This window comes from Roseibium sp. FZY0029 (assembly GCF_036350355.1).
In the GTDB taxonomy this organism is placed as follows: domain Bacteria; phylum Pseudomonadota; class Alphaproteobacteria; order Rhizobiales; family Stappiaceae; genus Roseibium.
This window is the reverse complement of the sequence record NZ_JAZDVZ010000009.1, coordinates 201,230-218,716: the sequence shown is the minus strand read 5'-3', so window position 1 is coordinate 218,716 and position 17,487 is coordinate 201,230. Positions and strand designations below refer to the sequence as shown.

The window sequence follows — 17,487 nt, the reverse complement described above, 5'->3', positions numbered from 1 at the left end:
ATGAAGGATTCCAACTTCCTGAAGGAAAACAACGCCCGCCATGTCTGGCATCCGATGGCGCATCCGGCCGACAGCCAGGCCAACCTGCCGACGATCGTGACCGGTGGCCGTGACGTGTTCATCACCGATGTCGACGGCCACGAAGTGCTCGACGCCGTCGGCGGCCTCTGGAACGTCAACCTGGGCTATTCCTGCGAGCCGGTGAAACAGGCCATTGCCGACCAGTTGAACGCATTGCCCTATTATTCGATCTTTCGTGGCACTTCGAACGACAAGGTGATCGAGCTCTCCTACGAACTGGCCGATTTCTTCGCCCCGGACGGGCTGAAACGTGCCTTCTTCACGTCCGGCGGATCGGATTCGGTCGAAGTCGCCCTCAAGCTCGCCCGCCAGTATCACCGCATTCGCGGCGAAGCCGGCCGCACCAAGTTCCTCAGCCTGAAGAAGGGCTATCACGGCACCCATTTCGGCGGCGCCAGCGTCAACGGCAACGGCAAGTTCCGCAATGCCTATGAGCCGTTGCTGCCGGGCTGCTTCCACATTCCCGCGCCTTACACCTACCGCAATCCGTTCAACGAGAGCGATCCGGCCAAGCTCGCCCAGCTTTGCGCCTCCGCCCTTGAAGACGAGATCGCCTTCCAGGGCGCAGGCACCATTGCCGCCTTCATCATGGAACCCGTGCTCGGCGCTGGTGGCGTCATGCCACCGCACTCCAGCTTCATGCCGATGGTGCGCGAGATCTGCGACCGCCACGGCATCCTGCTGATCTCCGACGAAGTCATCACCGCCTTCGGCCGCACCGGTAGCGAAAGCGGCGCGCGCCACTGGGGGGTGCAGCCGGACTTCATGTGCACGGCAAAAGCCATCACCAACGGATACTTTCCGTTCGGCGCAGTGATGATCGCCGGCCATGTGGCAGAGGTCTTCGAAAAGGACACCAGCGGCATAGCTTCCATCGACACCGGCTACACCTACTCCGGACACCCTGTCGGCGCTGCTGCCGCCCTGGCCGCCCTTGCAGAAATCCGCCGTCTGAAAGTCCATGAAAACGCCGCCGCACGCGGCAAGGAACTGCTTGGCGGCCTGAAGGGCCTGCAGGAACGCTTCGAGGTGATCGGCGATGTCCGCGGCGAAGGCCTGATGTGCGCCATCGAACTCGTCTCCGACCGCGCCAGCAAGAAACCCTGCGCCAAGGACGTGCCGCTGAAACTCCAGCAGGCCGCCTATGAAGACGGCGTCATGATCCGCGTTTCCGGAAACAACGCCATCTTCTCGCCGCCGCTGATCGTATCTGCGGACGACGTCAAGAAGATCCTGTCGAGCGTCGAAACCGGCCTGAAGGCGGTCGCGGGCTAAATCCCCGGATACGTCCCCAACCGCGCTCTCCTGCCGGCTGGTCAACACCAGCCGGCGTCTTTCCCCGGAGCCCTATCCGCACCCGATTGGAGCTCCTGCATCCTCGCAGACTGTAAGCAATATCATACCCACGCGAGGCACTTCCCGGTCTTTGGCTTGAGCGTTTCGAAAGCAAACGTTGTTTGCTGTTCTGAAGCGCACGCTGTCGTTCGCATTGAACAATAGATGCGAAAGGCCAACCGCCCGCTTGCAGCAGCCTGAACCGAAATTATTCAAATGCGCCCATTTATTAGGCAATCGCATTACATAAATCTGCCCAGATGAAAACATGCCTCAGATAGTCTTCGCGGCATATTGCCCGTAGTCCTTTTGGCTAACATCGCCATCAAAAGTATATTTTCAAAAATACATAAAATGCTGCAGCGCAACAATACACACATGCGCACCACCTAGACTTGCAGCGATCAAATTCAGCGAACAAAAACGCCACCCAAAAAACGAGACGATCGCAATGTATCCATAAATCGACTTGAAAAGATACTGGCGAAACTCAACGGATTATCGCAACGTCAAATATTAACCAAAACCAAAACTGTCATAAAATTGGTGCAACAGCACTAGAGCAACTCGAATAATTTTCCGGTATAAAAGTATTAACGTTTTATTAAACGTGAACGAAACTCGTCATATCATTGAATAATATTAAAAACCTCGCAGGCTTCGCAATAATAACTTCGAAAACGAGAAAATATAACTTTCACTTCTAAGCAGGAATTTAAAATGCATTTCGCATCGAGGGACCTCAACGAAAGTGTTTTATATGGCTTGCAGGTAAAAGAACGCCGCAACCGGAGCAATCTTGACTTCCCATATGCACTGGCGAAGCGATTTGAATTTCTTGTCTTCAGTACCTTTGTTCTTGATGAAAAAAATAAGTGCATCGATATTTGCTATACAATTGACGACAACCGCCAAACTTGGAGTGCAGAACATCTAATCGAGAAAGAGATAGATGTATTTGCACAAGTAAAACCGAACTCTTGCACGCCGATAAAACACGACATCGGAACTCTGCACTGCACCGCAACATCAAAAGACAACGTTACGCAGGAGACCCTCACAGAAACCGACCGCGCGGCCGTGCTCATGGTCGGATTGGGAATGGGATTGCGGCTCTATCTCGCAGCTCATATTCCCGTCGGATTTGCAGACAGTCTGTTTCAGGGCATCGTTGCCTACGCAGATGACATTTTCGGCGGCTTCGAAGCCTATGCGGAAGATCTTGTCTACGGGCGGAATAGAGCCGAGCTGACAAGCGCTGAATACTGGATCAAACACATCAAGTCCCCTGCGCTGGTTTTCTTCGGCAAAGGCACCGTGCTTGCCAAAAACCCGGCTATGGAAAAGAGCCTGCGGAAAGGCGGCGAGCTTCGGCTGGTTGACGGCAGGGTCCAGCCACCCAGGAGCCTCGGGCCACTCTTTGCCCGCAGAACCGACAACGCATCCCGCGACGTCTCTGCGCATGCCGGAAAAGTTCAGCCAAACAAGGCGCGGATCATCAACAGCGCGGGCGGCCACCGTTACTTTGTCGAAACCATCCCTTCCCCCACCTCCGAGGACGAAACAGGCGACCCTGTCAGAACCTATTTTCGCAAAAAGGTCCTGATCACCACGGGCACAGCCTCGAACGACGCAAGTGCCGAGGCAATTAAAGCCGCCACCGGCGTCACCCACCAGCAAGCGCGCATCATCCAGAAAATACTCGGCGGAAAGACCGTGAGGCAAGCCGCAGAAGAAATCGGGATTAGCTACAACACCGCAAGAAATCATCTTGCGATGGCACAGCAAAGGACCGGAACAAGCTCGCAATTAGAGCTCGTAAACTCGGTCACAAAAGCAATTCAAATAGCACCAGACCAATAAAGTACGAAGTACAGGAGCTTAAGGCTATGCTGAACTTACTTTTATATGTTTTCGCGACGATAGCGACCATCGCGACATTTTTCATCGTCACGCTGCCTCTTTCGGTTGAAGTTCAACTCTTTCTCGGCTTGTTCGTTCTGGTTGCCATGCAATTCACCAAGATTTTGCCGGGAACACTGGGACGTGTGACCTTTCTGACGCTCGGAGGGCTGCTCGTCGGCCGCTACGTTTACTGGCGCGTGACGCAGACGGTTCCACCGATCGAGAACTTTTACGATTTCGTGCCAGGGGTGCTGCTGCTCGTCGCCGAGCTCTTCTGCATTCTGATGTTCTTCCTGTCGGCACTGATCGTTTCAGACAGGTACGAGCGCCCCCGCAAGGTGCAGAGTTCCGACGCAGATGCGCCGACCGTCGACGTGTTCATTCCCAGCTACAACGAAGATCCGAGCCTCGTCGCCTGCACGATCGCCGCTGCCAAGAACATGGACTATCCGAAGGACAAGTTCCGCGTCTTCCTTCTGGACGACGGCGCAACGCTTCAGAAGCTCAATGCCACCGATCCCAAGGCAGCGCTTGCCGCCTATGAACGCAGCCAGGAATTCAAACAGATCTGCGAGGATTTGGGCGCGACCTATCTCGCCCGCGAGCGGAACGAGCATGCAAAGGCCGGCAACCTCAACTACGGCCTCTCCCGCTCGGAAGGAGACCTCGTGGTCGTCTTCGACGCCGATCACGCACCTGCCAGAGAGTTCCTGCGCGAGACCGTAGCCTATTTCAAGGATCCCGAGCTCTTCCTGGTGCAGACACCGCACTTCTTCCTGAATCCGGACCCCATCGAGCGCAATCTGCGCACCTATAACATCATGCCTTCGGAGAACGACATGTTCTACGGCATGATCCAGAAGGGGCTCGACAAATGGGATGCCACCTTCTTCTGCGGCTCCGGCGCGGTCCTGCGGCGCGCGGCGCTCAATGAAGTCGGCGGGTTCTCCGGCGTCTCTATCACGGAAGATTGCGAGACCGCGCTCGAGCTGCATTCGCGTGGCTGGAAGAGTGCCTATGTCGACCGTCCGATGATCGCCGGTCTGCAGCCGGACACCATTGCGTCCTTCATCGGTCAGCGGTCCCGCTGGTGCCGGGGCATGCTGCAGATCCTCATGCTCAAAAACCCGATGTTCAAGCCGGGCCTCAGCTTCATGCAGCGGGTCGCCTACATGTCCAGCGCCATGTTCTGGCTGTTCCCTTTCCCGCGGCTTGTCTTCCTGCTGGCACCGCTGATGTTCATCCTCTTCAACATGAAGATCTACATCGCCTCGCCTCAGGAGTTCCTGGCCTACACGATGACCTACATCCTGGCTGTCGTGACCATCCAGTCTGGCCTCTATGGCAAGCTCAGGTGGCCGTGGATCTCAGAACTCTACGAGTACATCCAGTCAATCTACCTTTTTCCGGCAATCTTCTCCGTGCTGATGAACCCGCGCGCGCCGAAGTTCAACGTCACGACGAAGGGCGAGACGCTCGAAGAAGAACAGCTCTCGGTTTTGGCATGGCCTTACATCATCGTGTTCGCGGTCATGCTGTTCACCACCGGCGTTCTCGTCTGGCGCCTTCAGAACGACACCGGCCAGACCGCCCTTCTTGGCGTGGTCGGCATCTGGCACGTCTTCAACCTGATCATTGCCGGTGCGGCCCTTGGCGCCATTCTGGAGCGGAAGGAAGTCAGAACCGCACCGCGTATGCGTGTGCACCGCAAGGCAACGCTGCAGCTTCGCGATGAGACCATTCCCGTCAATCTGCTGGAATCCAACACCAACGGTCTGCTTCTGCAGCTTGAAAAGGCGCCTGCCTGGGGGAATGTGCTCGGAGACAAGGGCCATCTCACTTTCCACCCGCGGCAACCTCTCAACCGTCAGGTTGAAGGCACGGGGGAACAGGAAGAGGCGCTCGATGCTCCGGGAATCAACATCCGTGTGGCATCCCAGCGAGCCGGTTCCAAGGGAATTCTGATCGGCGCCGCCTACCTCGACACCGTTGCAGCAAGGGCGACCGTGTCGAGCGACGTGATGTTTGCAGATCTCACGATCCCCAGAGCCCTGCACAACAGAAAGCTGACGGGATCCTCGGTCATCGCCGGCATGTTCCGTCTGACCAGATGGGCGCTTTACTACGGCATTCGCATACCGGTGCTCGCGCTCATGTCAGCACTCAGAGCCGGTCTGAGACGGAAACCCGCACCCGTTGAGCAGGATTTGCCCGAATCCGTCCTCTCGCCTGCAGAATGAGGATCGAAACAATGAAAACTCTGTATCACCTCAAGACCGCAACCTGCCTCAAGGCAGTCCTGGTCGCCTCCACCTTGATCGCATTGCCCGTTTCGGCAGGCGCTCAACAGCTAGACCTCTCGGTGCTCGATAGCCAGACCGAGGAACGAAGCACCATACGGCGGCTAACCGCAACGGCGGATCAGCTCAGGATGGAGGGCGAACAGGCCGAAATCCGGCTGGCAGTCTATGCCCCGCGGGACGAAGTGCTGCTGTATCGCAAGCTACAGGTGGATTACCTCACAGCGGTTTCGACTGCGCCTGAGCATTCCAGCATGAGCATCATGGTCAACGGACAGCCCGTCGGTGACATTGAGCTCAATGCCGGCGCCCAGAGCTCCATGCGTTCCTTTGATCTTCCTCCCGGCCTGATGGTCGAAGGCTTCAATGAGATCCGCTTCATCGCCAAACACAAACACCGCGTCGACTGCACGATCCCTGCGACCTATGAACTCTGGACGGTCCTGAACCCGGCCAACACAGGTATCGTATTCGACCCGGGTCCGGAAAATTCGCCGAAAGTGTCCTCAAGCCTGGAACTTCTGCGCGCGGTGCCGAATGACGAGAGCGGCGCAACCAACATGCGCCTGCTGCAGCTCGGAACGGCCAGCGCCGGAAACCTGGACCGGGCCCTGGCTGTCGCTCAGACCGTCGCAGCTTTCGGCAAGTACCATAATCCGGACGTCGAGATCTCAAACGAGCCGGGCGCCGGCGCGGGCCTCGACATTATCGTCGGAACACGGGCCGAGCTCTCACACGCCGGCTTCGCAATTGGCGAAGCCCAATCTGAAATTCCGGGGCTTGCCATTGTTCACCGGCCCGACACGGGCAGAGTTTCCCTTTTCCTCACCGCTGAGAACCGCCCTGCCCTGGACAAATCGATTGAAGCCCTGAAGCTGGCCCTGCAGAGCAAACCAATGGTTGGCAGCCGCTTGGGAATAGCGGCTTTCGAAAACAAGTTCGGCTACGAGATCGAGCCCGGCGAACCCGTTTCGCTGGCAAAGATCGGGGTCAGCAGCAAACGCTTTGACGGCAGGTTGCTCAGGCAGGATTTCTCGATCCGGCTGCCCGAAGATTATTTTGTCGGCGATTACGGCAAGGCCAAACTCAGCCTCAATATCGATGCCCTGGCGAACCTGTCCAACGCCAACCGGCTGCAGGTCTTCGCCAACGGCGCCGCCCTTGCATCCGCCGAACTGACACGTGACGGGATTTCCTCCCGCAATCCGCTCGACATTCCTCTTGGCGGGTTCTCTCCCGGCTTCAACGACCTGCGCATCGAAGTATCGGCCCTGACCGAAGATGACGCCGCGTGCGACGTTGCGACCGGCCTCAATGGCGACCGATTGTCGCTCGATGCCGAGACATCGACGATCGAATTCGACGCACTTGCCAGAATGCGCGTCACGCCCAGCCTGTCACCTTCCGACCTACTGCCGAAAAACCCTGCCGAAAGCCGCCCGACCACCATACAGGTCCTTTCCGACGACCCGAAAAGCCTGGAAGCTGCCGCGCAACTCGCCGTGGCCACAGCAGCGATTACGCAGCAGGTACGCCCTCTTGCCATCACCACGGCCTCAGCTTCGGTCGGCAACCAGCCGGGGCTGATCGTCGCCCCGGTCAATCGCCTGTCCGGCATGGCAAGGGAAGCCTATCTCGACACGCTCGACCCGGAGAGGACACAGGGGCAGCGCAGTCAGGTCGCACGGTTCCTGGGGTTGAAGTCCGTGGACGAAACAGACACCAGCGTTATGGCAAGCATTCAGCGCTATACCGGCTCCGTCTGGCGCAGCATCGGCTTCAAGCTCAATTCCGAGCTGCCATCGGACCGCAGCTTCGCGCTCCAGGGCAACAGTATCCTGATCGCACAGCGCACGAAGACCCTGTCTTCGAAGGAAAGCTGGGTTGCCTTCATGGGAGCCCCCGTCAAACAGGACACCTGGACCGTCGTAACCGGATTGACCAGCGACGACATCAAGGCCAGCACTGAAACCATGCTGCGGGAAGGCAGACTTGCCTGGCTCACCGGCGACACATCGCTCTACAACGCGACCACCAACCGCTTTGCGTCCGAACGGCTTTCCGATCCGAATTACTTTGCCTCGCTCGCAAATCCGTCGGATTTCAGGAACAGCAGGCTCGTCGTGGCCGGCCTGGTCTCGCACAACATGCTCGACTTCGTGGTGTTCATGCTGGCGTTCTGCCTGGTGCTGGGCTTCAGCTATTATGTCTCCCTCAAACGGTCGGGACGCTGACATGCTGAGGCTTTGCATGACAACCGGCATGGCGCTCTTTCTGTCACTCGCCCCGGCAACCGCCGAACCGGTGTTCGGAGAGAGCGCTCGCGACAAGGAAGCGGTCTCTTTGTGGCTGGGCTCCGCGTGGCGGGACTACACGAGCCGCCACATGACCCCGGAAGGGGCAATCATCGATGATGCCAACGAAGGCATCAGTCACAGCGAAGGTCAGGGCTACGGCATGGTTCTGGCTGTCGCGGTCGATGATCGCGAGACCTTCCGGCGGATCCGCGACTACACCTACGAGAACCTGCAGGTGCGCAAGGACAGGCTGTTTGCCTGGAAGGTTCAGCACACGCCGGACGGCCCAAACGTCGCCGACACCAACAATGCCACGGACGGAGACCTCCTGATCGCCTGGGCACTGCTCGAGGCTTACAAGAGCTGGGGTGACCTGGACGACCTGGCCTCGGCCAGGGCCGTTCTGTCGGATATCGCGGATACCCTGCTTCAACAGACCGCGCTCGGACCCGTTCTCGTACCCGGCAGCGAGGGTTTCGTTTCCGCCGATCATCAGACCGTGACGGTCAACCCGTCCTACTGGGTCTATCCGGCCCTTGAAACCATCGCCCAGTTCGACACATCGGCGAACTGGGGGGAGGTTGCCGTTGTCGGAGAGGACGTTCTCGACCTCTCGCAGCGGGCGCCCTCCTACCTGCCGCCGGACTGGGTGGACATTGGCGGTCTCAAGCTGGAGCCCTCCGAAAAGTTCACCCCGGAATTCGGCTACAATGCCATCCGGGTTCCGCTTTATCTCGCACTTTCCACCAATGCCCTGCGCATGAAGAAGGCGGCAGACTTTTCAACCCTGCGCGGTTTTGACGACCCACGCGGCCCATCTGTCACTCACGTCGTCACCGGTGAGCCGAAAAGCGTCATGGGTGGGATCGGCTTTCGTGCAATCACTGCCCTGACCCGATGCATGGACAAGGCCGAGCCGTTTCCGACCGAGCTGCTGCAGATCGGCACCGGCGACTATTACTCCACAACGCTTCAGATTTTCACAATTCTCGCAATTGCAGAGAGGTATCCGCAATGTCTTTCACCAGAATGGTAATTGCCTCCTTCGCGCTGGCGTTTGCGACCAATGGTTCCCTGGCGCAATCCGCTCCATGGGAAGCCGCACCGCAGCAACAGCTGCCCAGCGGTTCCCCATTTCTGCTGCAGGCACCTGAAACCGGTGCCGCACTCGCGCAGCAGAGCCCTGTTTCCCCATTCGCCCTGTCGATCACCCAGCCGGGTGCCGCACAGGCCACAGCACCCGCTGCACCGGCTGCGAACAAGGTTGATGAAACGGCTCTGCGCTATTACGCGCAAAACGGTGAGATTGGCCGGGTTTCTGCAGAGATCAAGCGGCTGAAGTCCCTTCATCCGGATTGGCAGCCGCCGGAAAACATCTATGACCAGAACCGGGTAGAGGTAAACGAACAACCGCTGTGGGATTTGTTCGCCACTGGCCGGACACAGGAACTCTACGCCAAGATCCGCGATTACATAAAGCTGTATCCGGGCTATGAACCCTCGGACGAATTGCGCCGACAAATCATAAACGCCGAAGCGCGCAAAACCCTGATCCAGGCTTCCGAACTCGGCAATCACCAGGAGGTTATCCAGACCGCAATTAAAAACGCGGACCTCCTGACCTGCCAGGAAATCGACATGATCTGGCGCACTGCCAAGGCCTTGAACGAGACAGGTCAGGACGTTAAGGCGCTGGAAGCCTACAGATACATCCTGACAAACTGCGCCAATGAGGACGAGCGCAAGGCAACCGTGCAGAAGGCGGCCGAAATCCTGCCGCGCAACGCAGTGGAACAACTTGTCTCGCTCGGCAGAACCGGGCTGGATGGGCGCTCGGAGTTCAATGAAATCTACCTCGACCTGTTGCGCGGTGAAGTTGGTGAAGGCGCCACGGACCCCGCAATGATGGTCGAGAAATCGGATTTGGACGCGCTCGCCAATTCCGCAACCAAACTCCAGAATCCGAACGATGCTGAACTTCTTGGCTGGTATTACTATTCCCGAGAGGAGTTCAAGACGGCCACGAAATGGTTTCAGGCAGCCTACAAGTTGCGCCCGACGCCAAAGGCTATCGAAGGCATGGTCGTTTCCATGAAGGAGGAAGGCGACTATGAGGAAGCGGAGGAACTCGCCTACAAGAACCGCCGCAAGGATCCACTCATCCTGAAAGCCTATCTGGAGGTCGTCTCGATCCAGCTTCTGGAAGGCTATGGCGCTGAAATGGATTTCAAACGCCTGTCGCGATTTGCAAACGTCGTGCAGGACGCGCAATCGCCAATCGCAGCCCAGGTGTTCGGTTGGCATTTCTTCAACACGCTCGAACTCGATGAAGCCGAAATCTGGTTTACCAAGTCGATGGAGTTCCAGCCGAACGAAGCCGCCGCGGTTGGCTTGATCGTGGTTGCTCAGAGGAAAAAGCAGAAAACCCGGGAACGGCAACTCATCGCGGAATGGTCGAACAAGTTCCCGGCGATCAAGATGCTCGGCAACACACAGCTTGCGGCCGCGTCCGCCACGCGGAGCAGTTCGTCTGGCGGGTCGCGCTCCTCCGGTTCTTCGTACCTGCGTTCAGCCGAACAGGAGATCAGCACCGGCGATTATGCCGGCGCCCTGCCGTTCCTTGAACGCAACGCGATGAGCGGGCAGGAAAGCCGAAAGGCGAAATTGCTTCGGGCCTGGGCCCTTTATCACACGGGGCGCTCAAAAGAGGCGCACAAGCTCTTTGCGGAAGCCGACAAGTCACGTTCAACGACCGAAACCCGTCAGGGCAAGTGGTTCTCCGAAAAGAAGATGTACCGCTACAACTAAAACCGGCGGGCAAACGCTCTTCCCGCGAGCGCTCCTCCATCCGGGCTCCCCTTCCCTTAACCGGCACAAGGCGAGCCCGGAACTTTTTTTGCCCGGCGTGTTGGAAACAACCGTCTGTGGCCAGCTGCCGGCGTCTTTCCCCGGCGCCCTATACGCCCAGGTACCAGGCAGCGATGCGCCTGGCTTTCAGAGCTTCTGGAAATCCTCCAGGATGTCGAGCAGCTGGGCCAGCTTCTCTTTGCCGATGACTTCTTCGATACGCGCGGCGATCGCCTTGGCATCCTGAAGCTTGTCATCAATGATCGCCTGTCCGGCGGCTGTGATCGCGACCGTCTGCTTGCGCCGGTCCTTATCGTCAGCCTGACGGGTCACCAGCCCCTTTTCCAGAAGCGTCTGAACGATCCTTGTCTGGCTGGGGAGCAACAGACAGGCCCGCTCTGCCAGGGTCGAGGCGTCCTGGGGGCCGTATTCTTCCAGCACCCGCAGGATGCGCCACTGCTGTTCGGTGATACCGCAGTCGGAAAGCATCTCCCGGATCGGCCCCATGACCTTTTCCCGCGCCCGGATCAGCGCAATCGGGATGGAGCGTCTTGTGGACGGCAGCACCGGGCTGCCTGCGGTTTCAGTGTCGTCGGTCATGCAAGGTCCATAGCGAATTGGCAGATTGTTGGACACAAAAAGTTTGACAGTTTCCATCTGATATATTTAACATAACAAATATTGCACTGTTAAGGAAATCCCATGCCGCACATATCGCTGGAATATTCCGCCAACCTGGATCAGCGGGCAGACATCCAGGGCCTGTGTGAGCATCTGCGTGCGCAAGCGGCCACCATCGATGCCTTTCCCATGCCCGGCCTGCGCGTGCGGGCCATCCGGTGCGACCACTATGCGATCGCCGATGGCGACCCGAAACACACCTTCATCGACATTTCCGTACGCCTGCGGGGCGGACGTCCGGACGACGTCAAGCGCGACGCCGCCGAGCGGCTGTTCACCGCGGCGAAGGCTTTTCTGGAACCCGTTCTGACAAGCAGTTCGCTCGCACTATCGCTCGAGATGCGCGACATCGACCCCGACCTTTCGCCCAAGACGGGCACCATACGCGACCATTTGGGAACTGTCTGACCCATGTCTGACCTTCAGAACAACATCGAAAAACTTGAGACCTATCTCGCCCGTTTCCGCGAAACCGGCGTCCTGAACCAGATTGGCGGCAAGGCCTGCCCCGCCGCCTCCGGCGCCACCTTCGAAACCACCTCCCCGGTCGATGACAGCCTCATCTGCCAGGTGGCACGCGGCGATGCCGCCGATGTCGATGCCGCCGCCAGGGCCGCCAAAGAGGCCTTTCCCGCCTGGCGTGACATGGCCGCGACGGACCGCAAGAAGATCCTGCACAAGATTGCCGACGGTATCGTTGCCCGCGCGGAAGAAATCGCCTTCTGCGAATGCTGGGACACGGGCCAGGCTTTGCGCTTCATGTCGAAAGCAGCCTTGCGCGGCGCCGAGAACTTCCGCTTCTTTGCCGACAAGGCTCCCGGTGCCCGCGACGGCCAGGCACTGCCTTCACCGACCCTCATGAACATCACGACACGCGTGCCCATCGGCCCGGTCGGCGTGATCACCCCCTGGAACACGCCCTTCATGCTGTCGACCTGGAAGATCGCCCCGGCGCTCGCAGCAGGCTGCACGGTGGTGCACAAGCCGGCAGAATTCTCTCCCGTCACAGCACGCATCCTGATGGAAATAGCCGAGGAAGCCGGCCTGCCGAAGGGGGTCTGGAACCTGGTCAACGGCCTCGGTGAAGAAGCCGGCAAGGCGTTGACCGAACATCCGGACATCAAGGCCATCGCCTTTGTCGGCGAGAGCCGCACAGGCTCCATGATCATGCGTCAGGGCGCGGAAACCCTGAAGCGGGTCCATTTCGAACTCGGCGGTAAGAACCCGGTGATCGTCTTCGATGATGCCGATCTCGACCGCGCACTGGATGCGGCGATCTTCATGATCTATTCGCTCAACGGCGAACGCTGCACCTCGTCCTCGCGCCTTCTGGTACAGGACACGATTGCCGATGAATTCGAGGCAAAGCTCATCGAGCGTGTCAAAAACATCAAGGTAGGTCATCCACTCGACCCGACGACCGAAATCGGCCCGCTGATCCACAAGACCCATTTCGACAAGGTCACCGGCTATTTCGAAACGGCCCGCAGGGACGGCGCGACGATTGCGGCAGGTGGAACACGCGTCGGGACGGAAGGCTGCTTCGTGCGCCCGACCCTCTTCACCGGGGCAAACAACACCATGAAGATTGCGCAGGAAGAGATCTTCGGCCCGGTTCTGACCTCCATCCGCTTCGGTTCGGAAGAAGAAGCGCTGCAGATCGCCAACGACATTCCCTATGGCCTGACCGGTTATGTCTGGACGAACGACCTGAAGCGGGCGTTGCGGTTCACCAACAGCCTGGAAGCGGGCATGATCTGGGTGAACTCGGAAAATGTCCGCCACCTGCCCACCCCCTTCGGCGGCGTCAAGGCCAGCGGCATCGGCCGCGACGGCGGCGACTGGTCGTTTGAATTCTACATGGAACAGAAACACATCGGCTTTGCGACGGGACAACACCCGATCCCGCGCCTCGGGGCCTGATAAGAATAGACCTTCTGGGAGGACCTCATGCCCATTCCGGCACCCAATCTCTACCCGCCCTTCAACATCGTCCGCCTCAGCCATGTGGAACTCGGCGTTACGGATCTGGCCAGAAGCCGGGCCTTCTATGTCGATACGCTTGGCCTTCAGGTGACGGACGAAACCGGCGGCGCCATCTATCTGCGCGCCATGGAAGAGCGCGGCCACCATTGCCTGGTGTTACGTAAATCGGCGGAAGCCTCCGCACGCGATCTCGGCTTCAAGGTGTTCGACGAGGAAGATCTCGACAAGGCAGCCGCCTATTTCAAGGGCAAGGGGCTTCCCGTCGACTGGGTCGAGCGGCCGTACCAGTCACGCACCTTCCGCACCCGCGACCCGCACGGCATTCCGCTGGAATTCTATGCGAAGATGGACCGCCTTCCGCCGATCCATCAGAAATACGCACTTTACAAGGGCGTGAAGCCGCTCAGGATTGACCACTTCAACTGCTTCTCACCGGACGTCGATGCCTCTGTCGCCTTCTACAACGAGCTCGGCTTCCGGGTGACTGAATATACCGAGGACGAGGAAAGCGGCCGTCTATGGGCCGCCTGGACCCACCGCAAGGGCGGTGTCCACGACATTGCCTTCACCAACGGCAAGGGGCCGCGCCTGCATCACACCGCGTTCTGGGTGCCGACCCCGCTCAACATCATCGATCTTCTGGATTTGATGGCTACCACCGGCTGGGTGTCCAACATCGAACGCGGCCCGGGCCGCCACGGCATTTCCAACGCCTTCTTCCTCTACATCCGTGATCCGGACGGCCACCGGATCGAGATCTACTGCTCGGACTACCAGACGGTCGATCCTGATCTGGAGCCGATCAAATGGGACCTGAAGGATCCGCAGCGCCAGACACTCTGGGGCGCTCCGGCTCCCAGAAGCTGGTTCGAGGAAGGATCTCTGTTCGAGGGAACGGAAGTTCAGCCCCCCAGCCTTGCCGCACAACCGATTGTTGCGCCATAGGTGAGACAGACAACGGTTGGACGACAGCAATGAACTGGACTGATTTTGCCGGCTGGGGCCGGAGGGTGGCCGACTGGGCCGCAGACTATCACCAGACCCTTCGGCAGCGGCCTGTCCGCGCCCAGGTGAAACCTGGCGAGATCCTCAATGCTCTGCCTGAGGCTCCGCCGGAGCTTGCCGAGGAGATGGAGAAAATCTTCGCGGATTTCGAGAAGATCGTGCTGCCGGGCATGACCCACTGGCAGCACCCGCGCTTCTTTGCCTATTTCCCGGCCAATGCCTCTCCGCCGTCAATGCTGGCGGAATATCTCGTCACCGCCATGGCGGCCCAATGCATGCTGTGGCAGACTTCTCCTGCCGCCACCGAGATGGAAACCAGAATGATGGACTGGCTGCGCCTGGCCGTCGGACTGCCCGATACCTTCACAGGGGTGATCCAGGACAGCGCGTCCACCGCAACCCTTGCCGCCGTGCTGACCATGCGCGAGCGCGCCCTTTCGTGGGACGGCAACAAGGCCGGTCTCAGCGGTCAGCCGCGCCTGCGGGTCTATTCCTCCAACGAGGTCCACACCTCCATCGACAGGGCCATCTGGATCTCCGGCATCGGGCAGGACAATCTGGTGCGGATCCCGGTTCAGGGGCAACACCGGGCGATGGATCCGGGCGCCCTGCGCACCGCCATCGAAGCGGATCTTGCTGCCGGATACCGTCCTGCCGGCATCATCGCCTGCACCGGCGGAACCGGCGTCGGCGCGTCCGACGATGTTGCCTCTGTCGTCGCCGTCGCGAAGGACTTCGGCCTTTATGTCCATCTCGACGCCGCCTGGGCGGGTGCAGCCATGATTGTGCCCGAATACCGGGACCTCTGGGCTGGCGTCGAGGGTGTCGATTCCATGGTCTTCAACCCGCACAAATGGCTCGGCGCCCAGTTCGATTGTTCCGCACATTTCGTGCGCGATCCGGAAGACCTCGTGCGCACGCTGGCGATCCGACCGGAATATCTGAAGACCCATGGTCATGACGGCATCGTCAACTATTCCGAATGGTCCATTCCGCTCGGCCGCCGGTTCCGGGCGCTGAAACTCTGGTTCCTGTTGCGCTCCTATGGCCTGGAAGACCTGCGGCAGCGGCTGCGCAACCACGTCGACTGGTCGGTCGCGCTCGCCGAACGCCTGCGCGCCGAACCGGATTTCGAGATCACCTCCGAGCCTGTCCTGTCCCTGTTCAGCTTTCGCTATGCCCCCTCAGGCGCGCAGGACCTCGACACACTCAACCAGAGCCTCATCGATACCATCAATGACGATGGCCGGATCTACCTGACCCAGACACTGCTCGACGGCGCCAAGGTGATCCGCTTCCAGGTCGGGCAGTTCGACTGCACACAGGAAGATGTCGACGTCGCCTTCGACGTCATCCTTGAAATTGCCAGAAACAGGAAGCCCGCATGACCCGGCTCGCGACCTACAGCGTCGACGGCAAACAATACTATGGTGCCGTCACCGATACCGGCATGATCGCCCTGTCGCCGGATTTTCCGCAGTGGCCGACGCTTTACGACGCCATCCACGCCGGTGGCCTGCGGGATCTCGTTGCAGCAGCAATGGACAAGCCGGTCACGCAGTCCGATTTCACCTATGAAATGGTGCTGCCGAATGCACCGCGGATCCTGTGTGTCGGCGTCAACTTTCCCGACCGCAATGCGGAATACAAGGACGGCAGCGCGCAGCCGAAATACATGTCGCTGTTCCCGCGTTTTGCCAGCGGGTTTACCGGCCACGAGCAGCCGCTGATCCGACCACCGGAAAACCACACGCTCGATTACGAGGGTGAAGTCGCCATCGTGATCGGCAAGGCCGGCCGGCGCATCAGGGCAGAAGACGCCTACGACCATATCTGCGCCCTGACGCTGTGCAACGAAGGTACCATTCGCGACTGGGTTCGGCACGCAAAGTTCAACGTAACCCAGGGCAAGAACTGGGACAGGTCTGGGTCCATCGGACCCTGGCTCGTGCCTTTCGAGAAAGCAGAGCAACTGGATGAAGCCCGCATTCAGACGCGTGTCAACGGAGGGCTGCGCCAGGATGACTACCTCAAGCGCATGACCTTCCCGATCCGCGAGGAAATCGCCTACATCTCGACCTTCATGACACTTCAGCCAGGCGACATAATCGTCACCGGAACACCGACAGGCGCTGGCGCCCGGTTCGACCCGCCCCGCTATCTGAAACCCGGCGATGTCGTCGAGATCGAAGTCGAAGGCATCGGCGTCTTGCGCAATGGCGTGGAGGACGAAAAATGAGCCTGAGCGAAGCAGACATCTCAAAAGCCGCAGGCGATCTCCTGAACGCGGAAAAGACGCTTGAGCAGATTGGCCTTCTCACCTTGCGCCATCCGGACCTCGACATGGACGGGGCCTATGCGATCCAGAAGGAATTTGCGAAGGCAAAGCTCGCCGACGGCCGCAAGACCATTGGCTGGAAAATCGGCCTGACGTCAAAAGCCATGCAGGATGCACTCAAGATCGACACGCCGGACAGCGGCGTCCTCTTCGACGACATGCTGTTTCAAACCGGAGCCACTGTGCCCAAGGGCCGGTTCATCCAGCCGCGGATAGAAGCGGAAATCGCCTTCGTGATGAAGGGTTCCATTGGCGGTGCCGGTGTCACGCGGGAAGACGTTCTGGCGGCAACGGATTACGTCTGCCCGAGCCTGGAAATCCTCGACACACGCATCCAGCGCGTCGACCCGGAAACCGGTCAGGCCCGCAAGATCTTCGACACCATCGCCGACAACGCCGCCAATGCCGGTCTTGTGCTGGGCGTGGAGAAACACGACCCCGCCACCACCGACCTGCGCTGGATTGGAGCCATCGTCAGCCGCAACAACGAAGTTGAGGAAACCGGTCTTGGTGCGGGCGTCCTCAACGATCCTGTCGAGGCCGTCGTCTGGCTGGCGCGGCGCATGGCCGATTACGGACAGACAATCGAAGCTGGACAGATTATTCTCTCCGGATCCTTCATTCGGCCCGTGGAATGCCCGCCGGGGTCAAGGGTTCACGCCGACTTCGGCCCGTACGGGTCCGTTTCCTGCTCATTCGCATAATTGGGAAT

13 protein-coding genes are annotated in these 17,487 nt (G+C 59.3%); 12 read left to right on the top strand and 1 reads right to left on the bottom strand.

Features of this window, described 5'->3' with window-relative positions; translation table 11 throughout:
* From V1T76_RS23835 to V1T76_RS23810, 6 genes are all read left to right on the top strand, one after another.
* Positions 1–1,356, top strand: a complete 1,356-nt coding sequence (locus tag V1T76_RS23835) for an aminotransferase class III-fold pyridoxal phosphate-dependent enzyme (RefSeq protein WP_330563177.1) — start codon at positions 1–3, stop codon at positions 1,354–1,356.
* A 780-nt stretch (positions 1,357–2,136) separates the two neighbouring features.
* Positions 2,137–3,279: a helix-turn-helix transcriptional regulator gene (locus tag V1T76_RS23830; RefSeq protein WP_330563176.1), complete on the top strand. Its 1,143-nt coding sequence runs from the start codon at positions 2,137–2,139 to the stop codon at positions 3,277–3,279.
* A 26-nt stretch (positions 3,280–3,305) separates the two neighbouring features.
* Entirely contained in the window at positions 3,306–5,561 is a 2,256-nt protein-coding gene (gene bcsA / locus V1T76_RS23825; protein ID WP_330563175.1) for a UDP-forming cellulose synthase catalytic subunit, read from the top strand.
* Between the two features lie 11 nt (positions 5,562–5,572).
* Positions 5,573–7,855 (top strand): cellulose biosynthesis cyclic di-GMP-binding regulatory protein BcsB, encoded by a 2,283-nt coding sequence (locus tag V1T76_RS23820; RefSeq protein WP_330563174.1) that lies wholly within the window; start codon positions 5,573–5,575, stop codon positions 7,853–7,855.
* 1 nt (position 7,856) lies between these two features.
* The gene (locus tag V1T76_RS23815; protein WP_330563173.1) at positions 7,857–8,954 is read left to right on the top strand and encodes a glycosyl hydrolase family 8; all 1,098 of its coding nucleotides are present in this window, start codon (positions 7,857–7,859) and stop codon (positions 8,952–8,954) included.
* Complete coding sequence (locus tag V1T76_RS23810) at positions 8,933–10,726, top strand: hypothetical protein (RefSeq protein WP_330563172.1); 1,794 nt, start codon at positions 8,933–8,935, stop codon at positions 10,724–10,726. Before V1T76_RS23815 ends, V1T76_RS23810 begins: the two co-directional genes overlap by 22 nt.
* A 186-nt stretch (positions 10,727–10,912) precedes the next feature.
* Here the strand turns inward: V1T76_RS23810 and hpaR are convergent, their stop codons facing one another.
* A complete protein-coding gene (hpaR, locus tag V1T76_RS23805) occupies positions 10,913–11,365 on the bottom strand; it encodes a homoprotocatechuate degradation operon regulator HpaR (protein ID WP_330563171.1) in 453 nt (150 codons plus the stop codon).
* 102 nt (positions 11,366–11,467) lie between these two features.
* Between hpaR and V1T76_RS23800 the strand changes: the two genes are divergently transcribed.
* Genes V1T76_RS23800 through hpaH form a run of 6 tightly spaced genes read left to right on the top strand, consistent with a single transcriptional unit; the run spans position 11,468 to position 17,479 of the window.
* The gene (locus tag V1T76_RS23800) at positions 11,468–11,854 is read left to right on the top strand and encodes a 5-carboxymethyl-2-hydroxymuconate isomerase (protein WP_330563170.1); all 387 of its coding nucleotides are present in this window, start codon (positions 11,468–11,470) and stop codon (positions 11,852–11,854) included.
* Positions 11,855–11,857: 3 nt separating this feature from the next.
* Positions 11,858–13,369 (top strand): 5-carboxymethyl-2-hydroxymuconate semialdehyde dehydrogenase, encoded by a 1,512-nt coding sequence (hpaE, locus tag V1T76_RS23795; RefSeq protein WP_330563169.1) that lies wholly within the window; start codon positions 11,858–11,860, stop codon positions 13,367–13,369.
* 27 nt (positions 13,370–13,396) lie between these two features.
* The gene (hpaD, locus tag V1T76_RS23790) at positions 13,397–14,377 is read left to right on the top strand and encodes a 3,4-dihydroxyphenylacetate 2,3-dioxygenase (RefSeq protein WP_330563168.1); all 981 of its coding nucleotides are present in this window, start codon (positions 13,397–13,399) and stop codon (positions 14,375–14,377) included.
* Between the two features lie 29 nt (positions 14,378–14,406).
* A complete protein-coding gene (locus V1T76_RS23785; protein ID WP_330563167.1) occupies positions 14,407–15,825 on the top strand; it encodes a pyridoxal phosphate-dependent decarboxylase family protein in 1,419 nt (472 codons plus the stop codon).
* A complete protein-coding gene (locus V1T76_RS23780; RefSeq protein ID WP_330563166.1) occupies positions 15,822–16,676 on the top strand; it encodes a fumarylacetoacetate hydrolase family protein in 855 nt (284 codons plus the stop codon). Before V1T76_RS23785 ends, V1T76_RS23780 begins: the two co-directional genes overlap by 4 nt.
* On the top strand, positions 16,673–17,479 hold the full coding sequence (gene hpaH / locus V1T76_RS23775; protein ID WP_330563165.1) for a 2-oxo-hept-4-ene-1,7-dioate hydratase: 807 nt from the start codon (positions 16,673–16,675) through the stop codon (positions 17,477–17,479). The genes V1T76_RS23780 and hpaH overlap by 4 nt, the downstream gene beginning before the upstream one ends.
* Positions 17,480–17,487 lie beyond the last annotated feature (8 nt).